Origin of the sequence: uncultured Chloroflexus sp., from assembly GCF_938091255.1 — a bacterium.
Lineage (GTDB): Bacteria > Chloroflexota > Chloroflexia > Chloroflexales > Chloroflexaceae > Chloroflexus.
In genome coordinates this window covers 44,057-59,051 of record NZ_CALLJH010000023.1, presented here as the reverse complement: position 1 = coordinate 59,051, position 14,995 = coordinate 44,057, and the positions used below count along the sequence as shown (strand labels likewise).

Below are 14,995 nucleotides of genomic sequence, written 5' to 3'. Positions count from 1 at the left end.
GCTGCGGCGGCTGCCCAATCTGCGCATCGGCGATCAAAACTTGATTGCGGCCGAGCCGCTTGGCTTGATAGAGGGCCGCATCGGCTTTTTCGATCAAGCCGCTGGCTTCAATCCCATGCGCCCATTCAGCAACGCCGGCTGAAAACGTCACCCGTAACGGTGCTCCCTCGCGCTGATGCTCGATATGGGCAAACCGCTCGCGCAGGCTGTCAACCACCATGGCCGCACTCGCTGCGCGCGTTTCCGGCATCACGATCAAAAACTCTTCCCCTCCATAACGACCGATCAGGTCGCTCGCGCGCAGCCGCTGCCGTAACAGCCGGGCTAAGCTCTTCAAAACTCGATCGCCGGATCGATGGCCATACTGATCATTGACACGCTTGAAATGGTCAATATCGATCAACGCAACCGACAACGGCTGGTTGCTCCGCCGTGCGCGCGCCACCTCACGGATCAGTAAGTCTTGGGTGACGCTGTGATTGAACAACCCGGTCAGGCTATCGCGTACCATCAAACTGCGCATCGCCCGCGCTCGCTGAATGCGCGAACTGATTGCGGCCACCAGATGCTCTAAATTGATAGGTTTCGTTAGAAAATCGTCGCCACCTTGCGCTAGCGCCGCCAACTGCGCCGAGCGATCGGTTTCTCCCGATAGGAATACTATCGGTATGCTGTGATACTCTGGCTGCTGGCGAATGACCGCTGCTAATTCCTGCCCGTTACAGCCGGGCATATAGACATCAAGCAAGATGAGATCAGGCGGCTGTTCGGCCAATAACATTGGTGCTTCCAGCGGATCGGTTGTGGTCACCACCCGCATCCCAGCCGCCCGCAACGCCAACGCATACACCTCCGCCATCAATGCCGAATCATCAACGATGAGTACGGTGTACGGCTCGGTATTCACCCGCTGTGTCATCTGATCGATCTGATCAATGAGCAGCCCAACATCAATCGGCCGCGTGAAATAACCGCGCCCGCCGGCGCGCACCGCAGCGAGACGCAAAGTAAAATCTGATGAACTGGCGGTAAAGAACATCGGCAATGCCTGACCGTACCGATCATGCAAGAAGGCAGCCGCAGCAATACCGCTTTGTTCCCCTTCTTGCAGATCAAGATCGAGTATGAGCACGTTCGGCATCTGGCGCTCGACTGCCGCTAACAGTTCGGCGCTGCTGCGAAACTGGGCCGTGGTATAACCGAAATAAGCGATTTGGCGCGCTAATTCTTCCGTCTCGTCTTGATTGCGCCCGGCCAGATAAATTAGCGTCGTGGCTGCCGCCGGCTGACCACGGCTGAGCGGTTGCGGCACTGGTGCGCCGCTATTGCGCATCACATCAAGCAGGTTTTCCACTAGCGAAGCCAGACTCACTGCTGCCTCATCTGTATCAGCCCGGCGAATTACCGGCTGAAGGGCGACATCAAGGGCACGCGCAGCATCACTGACCGCTGCAAGACCGAATGTCGCCCCTGAACCGGCCAAATTGTGCGCAATCCGCTGTAACTCTCGCAGATCGTCCGTCTGCAACTCACCAGATTGCCATCGCGCCCAAATTGCTTCAATCTGCCTGAGCTTTGCCTCGATCTGGGCCAGATACTGGTGTTGGAGATCTGTGAAGAGGGAGTGCGCCTCATCAGGATTTGCCTTCATACCATCTCACGCTCCCTCATCCGTCTGATTCAGCGGGTTCACGCGCCATCAGACGATCCATCGGTTAGGTATTATCATACTCGATTGAATGCTTTTCCGATGAACTACGGTGGATCGAATCGAGTAATTCGGATTAAGAAATCCTGACAACTTTTGTTGACGCCCTACTCTACCGGCTGCTAGGCGCCGGCGGCGCTATTACCACTAGCGCAACCCCAACTGAAGCGATGACCAATCCGCCAACGGCTAGCCAGCCCAGCCGCTCGCCAAATAAGAACCACGCTTCGACTGCGGTTGCCGGTGGCACCAGATAAAAGAGGCTTGATACGCGCGCCGCCGTTCGCGCTCGTATCAATAGCATCAAGAGGAGAATTGCCCCAATTGATAAAACTAGCGTCAACCACAGCAACGCTCCGATCAGGGCCGGTTGCCAATCAATCACCTGTTTCTCAAACAGCAGCGCTAATGGCGCCGTCACTAGCAACGCCCCCAGATATTGCGCCCACGTGCCGCTCAGCAGCGGCAATCCGGCGCCAAACCGTTTTTGGTAAAGGGTGCCGGCAGTAGTGGCCAGCAAGGCGATAATCGCCGCTGTCAGCGTTACCGGCGTAACCAGCGGCGGCCCGGCTACCATCAGTTTATCACTCACGACTGCCGCAACGCCAATCAGCCCAAGCGCTAACCCGAACCATTGCCGCCATGCGATCTGCTCGCCGAGCGCCCACTGGCTGATCAGTGCGGTCAAAATCGGCTGCAAACTAACGATAAGCGCTGTGAGACCCGCCGGCATGCCGCCATCAATCGCAAAAAAGACCCCGCCCAAATAGCCACTATGGAGCAGAATCCCAACGATTGCGCTGTGACCGTAGGCGCTAGCTTGCGCGAGCCATGGCTGCTGAAACATCACGGTCAAGCCGCCCAGAATGATTAATACGAGGACAAAGCGGATGCTGAGGAAGGTGAACGGTTCGATGTGCGGTAACCCAAAACGTGCCCCTATAAATCCGGTGCTCCAGAGCAGCACAAAAAGGAACGGAGCAATCGTCGCGAGATGGGTAGAAACGGCAATGTGGCTCTTCATGCAGAGTTGTTTTCTTTCAGTATAACACCCATGTTCATCAGGTTCTCATTTTATGCTAAACTATGGTCTGTGCCGAATATCACGATATCAGGCCGAATGACGAGGAGGTTCCAGATGAGTTGGCGAGGTTCTGGATCGAGTAGTTTTCGTTCGCGCAGCAGCAGTAGTAGTGGCCGCAGCAGCGGCAATGGCGGCTCAAGCTTCTCGGGTGGCAGCGCCGGCGGACCACCCCTGAGTGTGATGATCGGGTTGGCGTTTGGGCTTGGTTTCATTGCGCTAATCATTATGATCGCCTTCAACGTCAATCAGGGCAGTTTTGTCGCCGCCGGTCCCCGTCCCACCGCAACGCCGCGCCCCACCGCTACTCCCCGTCCTACTGCGGCGCCAGCCGCTACCCAGCCGACCAAAGCCCCGGCTGCGCAAGCTACCAACGCCGCTGGTGGCACTAACGTAGTGAACGAAACCCCGGCGCAAACTATCGAGATTCAGGCTGATCCGAATGCTTTGGCATTCGTCCAGACTTCTCTAACTGCCCCTGCAAACACCGTCGTTAAGCTCAATTTCGTCAACCAAAACAACCTTGGCGTCCAGCACAACTGGGTACTGGTCAATGGCGGTGATGATGTGGCCGCCGCCGTGAACAACGCTGCGCAGGCAAACGCTGATGCCCTCTTTGTGCCGCCGCCCGATACGCCCGGCGCCTTAGCATGGACGCCGATGCTCAATGCTGGTCAAACCGGCAGCGTAACCTTCCGCACGCCCCCCCCCGGCACCTATCTCTACATTTGCACCTTCCCCGGTCACTATCTAGCTGGTATGAAGGGCACGCTGACGGTTACTCAGTGACCGGTTAGTGGCTTGATCGCAACGCCAGTAGTGCAGTAGCACTATTGGCGTTATCTTTTTTGTCACTCAGCACACCGTTCTAACACGGCAATCGTCTCAACGTGCGGTGTGTGGGGAAACATATCGTATCCCCGCAGGCTCGTTACTCGATATGCGGTCTGTAGTAGCTGCAAATCGACAAGCTGAGTGAGCGGGTTGCACGACACATAGACAATCCGCTGCGGCCCGATCCGCAGCAGTTCATGGCAAACCTGCGGCCCTAGACCGGTACGCGGCGGATCGGCGACGATTACCGGCAAACTTCCCGCCGGCTGCGCGCGCAAGTACTCCAACGTATCGGCGCAGATCGGGTTGAAGTTGGCAACACCATTGGCGATCGCATTGCGCTGCGCACGTGCGACGCTGTCCGCCACTGCTTCAACGCCATCGACGCTGGCAACGCGCCGGGCCAGATGCAACCCAATTGCGCCAACGCCTCCATACAGATCGGCAGTCCGCATTGTTGGCTCAACTGCCGCTGCGCTGACCGCATCGCTGATTAACCGATCCGCTAAATAAACATTGTTTTGAAAGAAGGTATTGGGGCCGACGAAACAGACCATCTCGCCAATGCGCATCGTCAGATCGGCTGCGCCCCAATGCCAGTACGGCTCGCCGAATGAGAGATCGGTCAGCGTGTCGTTGACCAACCAGTGAAAGCCTACCACCCCCGGCTGGGCCAGTGCCGTCTCCGCCAGCGCAGCCATCGTTGCTTCATCACCGCCGCCAGCCGTTACCGCTGCGATCAGCAATTCGTCATTTGGGCTGCGCCGCACCACCACATAGCGCAAAAAGCCGGTATGGGCACGGATGTCGTAATCGGGCACACCTAACTCGCTGGCCCGCCGCCATACCGCTTGCGCCGCCGCAAACGCCATCGGCGGTATCAGGTGGCACGTTGTGAGTTCGATAATGTAATTAAACTTGCCGCGCGCTCGCAAGCCAAATCGCCCCTTCGTGGCGACGTAATCCATCCGGGTGCGGTAGGCAAACGGGTCCGGCGAGGGAACAACCTCAAACCCATCAACGCTGATCCCGCCGCTCTCGTACAGTTCGCGTAAGACGGCAGCTTTCGCTGCTACCTGATCGGCGTATGCCCGATCCTGAAACGCGCACCCGCCACATTCCCGCGCATGCGGGCATAATGGCGGCGTTGGCTGCCCGGCTAATACCCGATTAACGATCGCCTTGCGCAGCGTCTTACTGGTAAATGTCATAGCAGATGCTCACATTCCAGCGGCGCTGCTAACCTTCGTTTCACCATAGCCACTCGTCTTGGCCGTATCAATTCAACCCATAACGCTGATTGCGGGCCAGCGTGTTCTGCTCGCTTAGCCAACGCTGCAACGCCTCTTGCGGCGATGCCGCCACTTCCAGCTCATGCAACTCAATCCCAATGTGCGTCAAGGTTAACGCCACCTGCGACGAAATACCGGTCAGCGTTACTCGACAACCCAGCAAACGCAATGAGCGCACTGTTTGAGTTAACGCATTAGCAACTGCTGTGTCGATCAATGGTACGCCAGCTACGTCGAGAATAACCAAATTAACCCGCCGTTCGTAAACGAGTTCCAATAACCGTCTGGTAATCTTGCCCGCCCGTTGGCTATCGATCCCGCCCACAAGCGGGACGAGCAAGACGCCATCGGCAATCCGCACTGCCGGTGTCTCAAGCTGGCTCACCAGTTCGAGCAGCTCTTGCTGACGCTGATTCTGCTCGGCTAACTCGTGACGCTGCTGCTCGATCGCTGCTGCACGCTCGGCAATTTCAGCCCGTGCCGCTTCAGCTTGGGCCGCATTCCGTTCAGCCTCAATCCGAGCCGTATCGAGCGCAAGCCGAGCAGCCGCAAAGGCAACTACCTGCACAATATAGCTTGCTAATACGCCAACATCCGCGTAGACGCTATCAAATCGACCATCGGCCAATACATCGCGACCGAGCAAGATGGCAATCATCGCCAACCCAATCCCGGCCACCCACTGCGTATTCGTAATCGCAATGGCAAACGCTAACGGCGTGAAGAGCACGATTGTCTGCCCCTCTAGTGGCAGGCCAAAGGCTACCACCAGTGCCACACCGCTTGTGGCAAACATCCGTGCCCCTTCCCAACCGCGCCAGTAAAGCCATGTAGCTATCCAGAAGATTGCCGAAACGATGAGGGTGAGAATAATCGTTGTTAATGGATCACCAAACACGATGTTCAGCAACCCGCGTACTAGCGTGTAGCCCGCCATACCGCCCATAAGGACGAGGGCTAAACTTCGTTGGTCGACTCGCACAGGCCCTCCGTAGTTTGCAAGAATCTTCTACGTACTAGTTGGTACTAATCACCAAACCGCTGCGCAATGGCACGGCGCACAGCATCAACGTCGGGCGGCAATTCGATGGGCGGGTTGGTATATTGGCCGACCACATCGCGCAATGTCCCTTCATGATACTCGACTTTAAAGCGACTAAACTTCAACCCGTGCGCCGTAGAAATCACTACGACACGATCCCCCCGTTCGATTTCACCGCGCTGTACGAGTTTGATCAACGCAGCAAGGGCCACGCCAGTATGCGGGCAGGCATACGCACCGGTGCGATCAGCCCGCGCAGCAGCGTCGGCCAATTCTTGCTCGGTTGCCTGCTCGACAATCCCATTAAAGCGGCGCAGAATGCTAATCGCGCGATTAATACTCACCGGATCGCCAATCTGAATGGCGCTCGCCGCCGTAGGTTGGGCCTTCACCGGTTCGTACTCGCGAAACCCGGTGAGGTATGACCGGTACAATGGATTGGCGTTGGCTGCCTGTGCCGTCACTATCCGCGGCAACCGGTTGATCAGACCGAGTTCGTACATCATCAACAGACCCTTGCCGAGCGCAAAGGTGTTGCCGAGGTTGCCGCCGGGAATGATAATCCAATCCGGCACTTCCCAATCAAACTGCTGCACAATCTCGATCCCAACTGTCTTTTGGCCCTCGACCCGCAGAGAATTAAGTGAATTGGCCAAGTAGATGCCATTATCGGGGTTGGCGGTAATTTCACGCACAATGCGCATACAGCCATCAAAATCGGTATCGAGCGCCAGCACGAGGGCACCATGTGCAACCGGTTGCACCAACTGGGCAATACTCACTTTGCCTTTCGGCAAGAACACGATTGTCGGAATGCCGGCTGCCGCGCCATACGCTGCTAGTGCCGCAGAAGTATCACCCGTTGAAGCACAAGCAATTGCCCGGATCGGTTTGCCCTCGCTGATCATTTGCTTGACCACGCTGACCAGCACGGTCATACCGAGATCTTTGAACGAGCCGGTGTGTGAATTGCCGCACATCTTGATCCAGAGATCTTCAAGCCCGATCTCGCGCCCAAAGCGCTCGGCCCAAAAGAGATTGGTGCCGCCTTCAAACATACTGACCACGTTGTCGTCAGAGACAATCGGACAAACCCACTCTTTCTTCCCCCACACGCCACTGCCATACGGCCACGTGGTTCGCATCCAACGCTCATCAAACAGTCGTTTCCACTCTTCCGGGCTACGTTGGGCCAGCGCAGCCATATCATGCTGCACCTCTAACAACCCGCCTGACCGGCTGTAATACACCACCTCCGTCAGCGGGTACCGCTCGTTAGGATCGTCTTGGGCGGCAAACCATGCGTGATACATTGCGCTTCACTCCTGCATGCTGCGTTTGCCTGAAATTAGGCAGCGTGAGGTATCCTTAGTTCGCTCGGCCGATATTAGGTTGTTCTTACAAGTGTTTATCATACCATCGAATGGGTTGGGCCGCCATGCGGCGGGGGTAGGGCATACTGCTGTGTGCCCCTACGCGCGGGGTGTTGCCGGAGATTGAAAAGCTTCAGCAAACTGACGCGCTTGTGTGCCCCTACGCGCGGGGTGTTGCTTGTCGTTCAACCGTACCGCTCATACGCTATAATGACCCTATATCTTTAGCATGGTTGACTGCGCCCCTGCGGCGCAAGGGAGGTTAGCGCAATGCGGCATGTCCGCGCACTGTTACTCGGCCTTTCGCTGCTGGCGTTGGTGGTTTCCTGCGCCGGTTACATCTTCCTCAGCGAATTGCGCGCGACGCCGGCAACATCCGGCACTCCGGTTGAGTTTGTGGTCGCCCCCGGCGAAACGGCCAACGATATCGCCACCCGGCTCGGCGAGGCTGGCCTGATCCGCCAACCGGCCTTGTTTCGGGCGCTGGTGCGTTGGCGCGGTCTCGATCAACAGATACAGGCCGGGCGCTATGTGCTAAGCCCGGCAATGACGATGAGCGAGATTCTGATCGTCTTGCAGAGCGGGCGCGTCGTCAACGATATTCAGATTACGATCCCTGAAGGTCTCCGTCTCGAAGAGATTGCTAGCATCATCGCCGCCGCCGGTCTGGTCAGCGAGAGCGAATTTTTGGCCGTAGCGCGCGATGGCGACCGCTTCCGCGCCGATTATTTCTTGCTCAATAGCTTGCCGGCGGGCGCAACGCTCGAAGGTTATCTTTTCCCCGACACCTATCGCTTCGCCCCTTCGGCTGATGCCGAGACCATTGTGCGCAAGCTGCTCGATCGCTTCGTTGAGCAGTACAGCACCATCGAGCGCTCGGTGCGCGTGCCGGGGGTAACAGTGCATCAGATTGTGACCATGGCTTCGATTATTCAACGTGAAGCGGCGTTGCTCAGCGAGATGCCTCAAATCAGCGCTGTCTTCTGGAACCGGCTCAAGCCCCAGTATGCCCCAACGTTCGGCGGCGGCTTGCTCGGCGCTGACGCTACCGTCCAGTATGCCATCGGCTATGACGCCACTGAAGGCACATGGTGGAAGCGCAACTTAACCGTGACCGATTTGGCCATCCAAAGCCCGTATAATACCCGCATCACGCCGGGCCTGCCGCCGGGTCCAATCGCTGCCCCCGGCCTTGCCGCCCTCACCGCAGCGGCCCAACCGGATGAGACATCGCCGTATCTGTTCTTTGTCGCAAGTTGCGAACGCGACGGTTCGCATAAGTTCGCGACGACCATCGAAGAGTTTCGCGTCTACGAAGCGGAGTGGTTGGCGTGCCAACAGAATCGACCCTAACGGCAGAGATTATCTTGATCGGTGATCCGGTGGCCCATTCCCGTTCGCCAGCGATGCACAACGCAGCACTGGCGGCGCTCGGCATAGCTGCCCGCTACCGCGCCGTGCAGACGACTGCCGCCGACTTGCCAGCCCGTATCGCCGAGCTGCGCCAAGCACAGTTCCTTGGGGCAAATGTCACCTTGCCGCACAAGCAGGCGGTAATGCCGCTACTCGATGAGCTTGATCCGCTGGCGGCCCGCATCGGCGCCGTCAATACCATCGTGCGCCAATCCGATGGCCGGCTGCTAGGAACCAATACCGATGCGCCGGGATTGTTGGCCGATCTGGCCACCGCTGAATGGTCGCCCACCGGTCAAGAGGTAGTTATTCTTGGCGCGTCGGGGGCGGCGCGCGCCGCCGCTTTCGCGCTAGCCGATGCTGGCGTCGCTGGTCTCACGATCATCAACCGCAGCTTGATGCGCGCGGTTGATCTCGCCGCCGCTGCCGCCGCTAACCAACCGGCGCTGCGCGCGCGGGCGTTGGCGCTGGCCGATCCGGTCGTCGCCGAGGCTATCGCCGCCTGTACACTGCTGATCAACGCCACCTCCTTGGGTTGGCACGATGACGAAACCCCGCTGCCTGATCCGCCGGTTGGCCCGCATTGTCTGGTCTACGATATGGTCTACCGCGAGACAACCCTTTTGCGCGCTGCCGCCGCGCGCGGCGCGCGGGTGCGCGATGGCCGCGGGATGTTGGTTGAACAGGGAGCCCTCGCCTTTGAACGCTGGACGGGCCGCCCAGCACCGCGCAAGATCATGTGGCAAGCCGCGTTTGGGGTGGAGCACGGGCCATGATCAGTCTGCTCGTCATCGGTATTGGTCTAGTGCTGGGAAGTTTGCTGAATGTGCTGATTATCCGCCTGCCCCGCGAGCAACGCCTGCTCGGCTGGCCGCGCTGCATTCGCACCGGCCAACCGCTGCAATGGTGGCAGTTGCTGCCAGTGCTGGGGTGGGTCTTACAACGCGGTAAGGCCGCCGATGGTCGCCCACTGCCGATCATCTACCCGTTGGTCGAAATCGGCAGCGCCATCTGGTTGTGGCGGTTGTACGACCTCTACGGATTTGGCCCGCTCTTCCCGTATCTGGCCTTTGTCGGCGCGGTCTTGATCGTCACCGGCGTGGTTGATTGGCTCTACCGCTGGATCTACACCGTTGTCATTCTGGGAGGGGCGCTGATCGCCTTTATCTGGGGGTCATTAGTAGGAGCCGGCTGGCGCGAATTGCTCTTGGGCGGGTTGATCGGCGGGGTAGGGTTCCTGTTTCTCTACTTGCTGGCGCTGGTGCTGTTCCCTAGCAAATCGGCCCCGTTTGGGTTAGGCGATGTCTATCTCGCTATCTTTATTGGTGCAGCGCTCGGTTTGCGCCACCTCGGCCCAGCCCTCATCTACGGCATCTTTATGGCCGGCTTGGTCGCCGCCGGCATCCTGATTGCCCGCCGGCTTGGTCGCACGACGCCGGAATACCTGCCCTACGGCGCATACCTCTGTCTTGGGGTGTTGATCTACGTGGCCCTTGGCGGCTACTTGTCGCCATAAACGGGGCGCTGCGCGATACGGGTTTTACACGCGCCGCATTGCAACAGCCAAGAACGAATGCGGCAGGCAACCTGCCGCACTCCCTCTGCCTCGCATTGGGCGAGGAATCGCCCCTCATCAAAACACATCCGCCACCATGATCGTCTGATCACGTTCGGGGCCGACCGACACAATCCCCAGCCGCGCGCCAACCAATTGGCAGATGCGGGCCACATAGGTCTGCGCTGCATCGGGCAAATCGGCAAACCGGCGCACGTGGCGCGTTGATTCCATCCAACCCGGCAGCTCTTCATACACCGGCTCGACCTGCGCCAAAATGGCGGTTGTGGTCGGTGGATACTCGAGCACCGCGTCATTCAGTTTATAGCCAGTACATACTTTTAGCGTCTCGATCCCATCCAGCACATCAAGTTTCGTAATCGCCAAGGTGTCAATCCCGTTCACTTGCGCCGCATAACGGGCCATGACCGCGTCAAACCAACCCACCCGGCGCAACCGGCCAGTGGTCGTGCCAACCTCGGCCCACGGCGTGCCAATTTGGCGCAGCGCATCGGCCACCGGCCCATCAACTTCGGTCGGGAACGGCCCTTCACCGACGCGCGTAGTATAGGCCTTCACCACTCCAAGCACCGAATTGATCCGAGTAGGGCCAATGCCGCTGCCTTGGCACGCGCCGGCAGCACCGGGAGGCGAGGAGGTCACGAAGGGGTAGGTGCCGTGATCAATATCGAGTAATGCGCCTTGTGCCCCTTCCAACAACACCGGCAAATCTTTGTCAAGCGCCCGGTGAATGATGGGATGCACATCGGTAATATGGTCTACTAAGCGCCGGCCATACTCGAGATAGGTCAAGTAGGTATCGTGTAGCGAGAGCGGGCGGGCATTGTAGAGCTTGGTCAAGATCCGGTTCTTCTCTTCAAGCACGGTACGCAACCGGTTGAGCAACGTCTCTTCGTGCAACAAATCGCCCATCCTGATGCCGGAACGGCTCATCTTATCGGCATAAGCCGGCCCAATCCCGCGCCCGGTGGTGCCGATCCGCCCCTCGCCCCGCGCCTCTTCCTGCAACTGATCGAGCTGAATGTGATAAGGCATAATCACGTGAGCGCGATCGCTGACGAATAGCTTGGCGGTCGAAACGCCCCGCGCCTCGAGTTCTTCAATCTCTTTAATCAGCACCTCAGGATTAATCACCACGCCGGGGCCAATCACATTCACAATCCCCGGATCGAAGATGCCAGAGGGAACCAAATGTAATTTAAACGTGCCCAGATGGTTGACCACGGTATGGCCGGCGTTATTGCCGCCGCCGTAGCGAATCACCAACCGGGCGCGAGCGGCTAATAGATCAACCAGATGACCTTTGCCCTCATCACCCCACTGAGCGCCGATTAAGGCAAGCACAGGCATTGTTATTCTCCCTGTTGGATTGCACAGCTCACGCCGGTCTATTCTCGCTGCACCAATGCCACCGGCTTTCTATCCCCCGCCGTTCCGCCTCGCTACGTTCAGCCGCGCGCTCACACCCGCAACGCTGCGCGCAGACCGGCAATCGCTTCATCAACGTGCTGCGGTTCGATAATTAACGGCGGCAAGAGCCGGATCACGTCTTCCCCTGCTGTCGCCACCAACAACCCATAGCGATGGGCCGCTTCGCGCACCGCGCCCGCCGATCCGGCAATCCGCACGCCGCGCATCAACCCCCGCCCGCGCAATTCAAGCACCATATCGGGGTGCTCGGCGGCCAAATCCTGTAACGCCTCATCGAGATAATTGCTGACCTGCTGTACGTGGGCAAGAAAAGCCGGATCGCTAATCTTGCGGAAGACCGTCGCACCCACTGCGGTCGCCAACGGATTGCCGCCGAAGGTTGTGCCATGGTCGCCGGGCTGAATCGCATCGGCCACGTGTTGACCCATCAGGATCGCACCGATCGGCAGGCCGCCGGCCAGCGGTTTGGCCACCGTCATGATGTCCGGTTGCACGCCAAGCTGTTCGTGGGCCCAAACCGTGCCGGTGCGACCCATCCCGCACTGAATCTCATCGAAGATAAGCAAGGCACCATACTGCCGGCACAGCTCGCGCGCGCCGCGCACAAAGTCAGCCTCGGCGGCGCGCAGGCCTCCTTCGCCTTGCACCGGCTCGAGCACGACTGCGCAGACATCGTGCCCCATCGTCGAAGCCAACGACGCGCGATCGTTATAGCGGGCGAAGCGCACTCCCGGCATCACCGGCATGAATGGCTCGCGGTACTTCTCGCGGGCCGTAATCGCCACCGCTCCCATGGTGCGCCCGTGGAAGCTGCCGTCAAACGCGACAATCGTCGTTTTGCCTTCACCAAAATGGGCGCGCGCATAGCGGCGGGCAAACTTTATCGCCCCCTCAATCGCCTCGGCGCCGCTGTTGCAGAAGAATGCCTTGTTGAACGCCGGACTGCTCTGCACCAGCAGCGCAGCTAATTCGACCGCCGGGCGAGTATGGTAGAGGTTAGAAACGTGGATCAAACGCGCCGCCTGCTCGTTGATCGCGTTGAGCACATCGCGATCGCCGTACCCTAGCGCATTGACGGCAATACCGGCCACAAAATCGAGATAACGCTGGCCCTCGCTGTCGTAGAGATAAACACCCTCGCCGCGTTCGATAACGAAATCGGCGCGCACATAACTCTGCAACAGATAGTTGTGATCGGCCTGAATTAGGTCTGCGGCGCTCTCGCCGATCATAGTTCGTCCTTTCCAACGCGATGTGCGAACCCTCTCACGCGCAATTATACCACCGGCGGGCGGAAGGGGCGGCATAGCTTGACATGCACCGCCGTGCGGAACTGAGATTATGGTATAACGATAGCAGCCGCTTGTGGAGTGCGGCAGTGGATTTGCCGCCTGCTTAAACTTTGCGCCGCTCGAGTACGCATCCTATGATCTCATTTTACCAGCGCCTCATCCGCTGGCTCTTCCAGCGACTCTACCACGAATTTGCATGGAGTTACGATCTGATCGCATGGCTCGTTTCGGGCGGCTACTGGCAGCGTTGGGTGCTGGCCGCGTTGCCTGCGCTGCGCGGGCGCGTGCTGGAACTCGGCTGTGGCCCCGGTTATCTCCAACGGGCCTTGGCAGAACGGCCCGCCGTCGCCGGTCTCGACGCCTCACCCGCCATGCTGCGTCGCGCTGCGCGTTTTACCAACCGGCTCGTGCGCGCCGATGCCCGCCGCCTGCCGTTTGCCGATACCAGTTTTGATACGGTCTGCGCCACCTTCCCCGCCGAATATATTCTTGATCCGGTCACCCATGCTGAAATACGGCGGGTACTGGCGCCGGACGGCCAATTGGTTATTGTTGATGGCGGGCGGCTGGAAGGGAGCTATGGGCAATTGATCGATGCAATCTATCGCCTGATCTGGCTGGGACGCAACCCGCCCGATCTGCCAGAGAGCATCTCATTTGGCGATTTTCGCATGCGCGTGCAGCGCGTGACAATTGGTCATAGCAGTGTCCTCGTGATGACCGGGAGGCCGCATGAGTCCGGATCTGAGCATTGAACAGACCCTGCGCGCACGCGGCTATTCGACGCTGGCCGGGATTGACGAGGCCGGACGTGGCTGTTGGGCTGGGCCGGTGGTGGCCGCCGCAGTGGTATTAGCGCCAATCGTTTACGAACAGCCGCACCTCTTGGCAGCAGTCAACGACTCGAAACAACTGAGCGCCATAGCCCGCGAACGCGCGTTTGCCACCGTCCAAACCTACGCCCAAGGCATCGGCATCGGTATCGTGCCGGCCTTCCTCATCGACGCTTACGGCATTCTGCCCGCTACCCGCCTTGCGATGACTCAGGCGCTGCTCGCGTTGCCCTGCCCAGTTGATGCGCTGTTGATCGACGCCGAACATCTCCCCGGCCTTCGCCTGCCCCAAGAATCGTTGGTGCGCGGCGATGCCCGTTCGCTCTCGATTGCCGCCGCCTCGATCATCGCCAAAGTCACCCGCGACCAGTTGATGCGCACTGCTGATCGCTGTTACCCGGCCTATGGCTTTGCCGTGCATAAAGGGTACGGCACTGCCACGCATCGCCGCGCTTTGGCGCACTATGGCCCATCACCCATCCATCGCTATACCTTCCAGCCGGTGATAGAGTCACTCGAGCAGTTGGAACCCGCATGAATCTCCGTGAACATCTCCTTTATTCAAGCGTGCTGGCTGCCAGCTTGTACGCGCGCCAACCGGTCGCCGCTGCGCTCTTGATCGCCGGCGGTGTGCTGATCGATCTCGATCACCTCGCCCTATACGTCTGCCGCACCGGTGATTGGAGCATCAGCGGTGCGCTGCTGTACAACCGCTATCGCAACCAGTTCATTCGTCCCCATGACAACCGGCCCCGCTATGGCTCGCTGCGCTCGTGGCTGCACCAGCCGCTCTTCGTCTTGCCGCCGCTGTGGAGGCTGGCGCAGCGTTACCCATGGTTCCGTCCATTCGCCATTGGCGTCGCTTTCCATCTCTTGCTCGATCACCTGCCTCTGCCGCTGATCTGGGCAGCGTATTGGCGGGCTGGCGGACGCTGCGCGCGCTGCGGTAACCGGCAACAGATTGAGGTGTACCGCCGGCCCCGCTTCCCCGATCAGCGCATGCAGTGGGTCGCGCTCTGCCGGCAGTGCGCAAACAAGAGAATGTGGTACACTGATCATGATACGCATGCCACCACAACTTCCGCGCTGCCCAACGATTGAATAAACCGGAAGGAGTGTA

At 59.1% G+C, this 14,995-nt stretch carries 14 protein-coding genes; 7 read left to right on the top strand and 7 right to left on the bottom strand.

The features are described from left to right. Positions 1–1,651, bottom strand: a 1,651-nt coding sequence (locus tag Q1A00_RS09095) for a diguanylate cyclase (RefSeq protein ID WP_299756353.1), incomplete at its 3' end; no start/stop codon positions are given. 169 nt (positions 1,652–1,820) lie between these two features. Continuing rightward, positions 1,821–2,732: a DMT family transporter gene (locus tag Q1A00_RS09090; protein ID WP_299756350.1), complete on the bottom strand. Its 912-nt coding sequence runs from the start codon at positions 2,730–2,732 to the stop codon at positions 1,821–1,823. Between the two features lie 114 nt (positions 2,733–2,846). Here Q1A00_RS09090 and Q1A00_RS09085 point away from each other — a divergent pair, with 114 nt between their 5' ends. Next, positions 2,847–3,578, top strand: a complete 732-nt coding sequence (locus Q1A00_RS09085; protein WP_299756347.1) for a plastocyanin/azurin family copper-binding protein — start codon at positions 2,847–2,849, stop codon at positions 3,576–3,578. A gap of 62 nt (positions 3,579–3,640) precedes the next feature. Here the strand turns inward: Q1A00_RS09085 and rlmD are convergent, their stop codons facing one another. The 3 genes from rlmD to thrC form a co-directional block, all read right to left on the bottom strand. Continuing rightward, on the bottom strand, positions 3,641–4,834 hold the full coding sequence (gene rlmD / locus Q1A00_RS09080) for a 23S rRNA (uracil(1939)-C(5))-methyltransferase RlmD (RefSeq protein ID WP_298402605.1): 1,194 nt from the start codon (positions 4,832–4,834) through the stop codon (positions 3,641–3,643). A 67-nt stretch (positions 4,835–4,901) separates the two neighbouring features. Further along, positions 4,902–5,897 (bottom strand): STAS domain-containing protein, encoded by a 996-nt coding sequence (locus Q1A00_RS09075; RefSeq protein ID WP_298402607.1) that lies wholly within the window; start codon positions 5,895–5,897, stop codon positions 4,902–4,904. Between the two features lie 44 nt (positions 5,898–5,941). Beyond that, positions 5,942–7,270, bottom strand: a complete 1,329-nt coding sequence (thrC, locus tag Q1A00_RS09070) for a threonine synthase (RefSeq protein WP_298402609.1) — start codon at positions 7,268–7,270, stop codon at positions 5,942–5,944. Positions 7,271–7,600: 330 nt separating this feature from the next. On the opposite strand from thrC, the gene mltG reads away from it, so the two are divergent. The 3 genes from mltG to Q1A00_RS09055 are packed head-to-tail and all read left to right on the top strand — an operon-like array spanning position 7,601 to position 10,259. Continuing rightward, positions 7,601–8,683: an endolytic transglycosylase MltG gene (gene mltG, locus Q1A00_RS09065; RefSeq protein ID WP_298402610.1), complete on the top strand. Its 1,083-nt coding sequence runs from the start codon at positions 7,601–7,603 to the stop codon at positions 8,681–8,683. Beyond that, entirely contained in the window at positions 8,662–9,519 is an 858-nt protein-coding gene (gene aroE, locus Q1A00_RS09060; protein WP_298402612.1) for a shikimate dehydrogenase, read from the top strand. Before mltG ends, aroE begins: the two co-directional genes overlap by 22 nt. Further along, complete coding sequence (locus tag Q1A00_RS09055; RefSeq protein WP_298402614.1) at positions 9,516–10,259, top strand: A24 family peptidase; 744 nt, start codon at positions 9,516–9,518, stop codon at positions 10,257–10,259. Before aroE ends, Q1A00_RS09055 begins: the two co-directional genes overlap by 4 nt. Before the next feature lie 117 nt (positions 10,260–10,376). On the opposite strand, the gene Q1A00_RS09050 is transcribed toward Q1A00_RS09055, so the two are convergent. Both Q1A00_RS09050 and Q1A00_RS09045 read right to left on the bottom strand, forming a co-directional pair. Continuing rightward, positions 10,377–11,669, bottom strand: coding sequence for an adenylosuccinate synthase (locus tag Q1A00_RS09050; RefSeq protein WP_298402616.1), 1,293 nt, complete (start codon positions 11,667–11,669; stop codon positions 10,377–10,379). A 110-nt stretch (positions 11,670–11,779) separates the two neighbouring features. Continuing rightward, positions 11,780–12,982: an aspartate aminotransferase family protein gene (locus tag Q1A00_RS09045; RefSeq protein WP_298402618.1), complete on the bottom strand. Its 1,203-nt coding sequence runs from the start codon at positions 12,980–12,982 to the stop codon at positions 11,780–11,782. Between the two features lie 194 nt (positions 12,983–13,176). Between Q1A00_RS09045 and Q1A00_RS09040 the strand changes: the two genes are divergently transcribed. The 3 genes from Q1A00_RS09040 to Q1A00_RS09030 are packed head-to-tail and all read left to right on the top strand — an operon-like array spanning position 13,177 to position 14,976. Further along, positions 13,177–13,797, top strand: a complete 621-nt coding sequence (locus Q1A00_RS09040) for a class I SAM-dependent methyltransferase (protein WP_299756340.1) — start codon at positions 13,177–13,179, stop codon at positions 13,795–13,797. Continuing rightward, a complete protein-coding gene (locus tag Q1A00_RS09035; protein ID WP_299756338.1) occupies positions 13,775–14,413 on the top strand; it encodes a ribonuclease HII in 639 nt (212 codons plus the stop codon). Before Q1A00_RS09040 ends, Q1A00_RS09035 begins: the two co-directional genes overlap by 23 nt. Beyond that, positions 14,410–14,976: a hypothetical protein gene (locus Q1A00_RS09030; RefSeq protein ID WP_298402623.1), complete on the top strand. Its 567-nt coding sequence runs from the start codon at positions 14,410–14,412 to the stop codon at positions 14,974–14,976. The genes Q1A00_RS09035 and Q1A00_RS09030 overlap by 4 nt, the downstream gene beginning before the upstream one ends. The last annotated feature ends 19 nt before the right edge of the window (positions 14,977–14,995 follow it).

Excerpts from the sequence above, each read along its gene's own strand:
- Q1A00_RS09090 (WP_299756350.1), bottom strand. The coding sequence starts at position 2,732 with ATGAAGAGCCACATTGCCGTTTCTACCCATCTCGCGACGATTGCTCCG.
- rlmD (WP_298402605.1), bottom strand. The coding sequence starts at position 4,834 with ATGACATTTACCAGTAAGACGCTGCGCAAGGCGATCGTTAATCGGGTA.
- Q1A00_RS09085 (WP_299756347.1), top strand. The coding sequence starts at position 2,847 with ATGAGTTGGCGAGGTTCTGGATCGAGTAGTTTTCGTTCGCGCAGCAGC.
- Q1A00_RS09055 (WP_298402614.1), top strand. The coding sequence starts at position 9,516 with ATGATCAGTCTGCTCGTCATCGGTATTGGTCTAGTGCTGGGAAGTTTG.
- Q1A00_RS09040 (WP_299756340.1), top strand. The coding sequence starts at position 13,177 with ATGATCTCATTTTACCAGCGCCTCATCCGCTGGCTCTTCCAGCGACTC.
- Q1A00_RS09045 (WP_298402618.1), bottom strand. The coding sequence starts at position 12,982 with ATGATCGGCGAGAGCGCCGCAGACCTAATTCAGGCCGATCACAACTAT.
- Q1A00_RS09030 (WP_298402623.1), top strand. The coding sequence starts at position 14,410 with ATGAATCTCCGTGAACATCTCCTTTATTCAAGCGTGCTGGCTGCCAGC.
- Q1A00_RS09050 (WP_298402616.1), bottom strand. The coding sequence starts at position 11,669 with ATGCCTGTGCTTGCCTTAATCGGCGCTCAGTGGGGTGATGAGGGCAAA.
- Q1A00_RS09035 (WP_299756338.1), top strand. The coding sequence starts at position 13,775 with ATGAGTCCGGATCTGAGCATTGAACAGACCCTGCGCGCACGCGGCTAT.
- thrC (WP_298402609.1), bottom strand. The coding sequence starts at position 7,270 with ATGTATCACGCATGGTTTGCCGCCCAAGACGATCCTAACGAGCGGTAC.
- mltG (WP_298402610.1), top strand. The coding sequence starts at position 7,601 with ATGCGGCATGTCCGCGCACTGTTACTCGGCCTTTCGCTGCTGGCGTTG.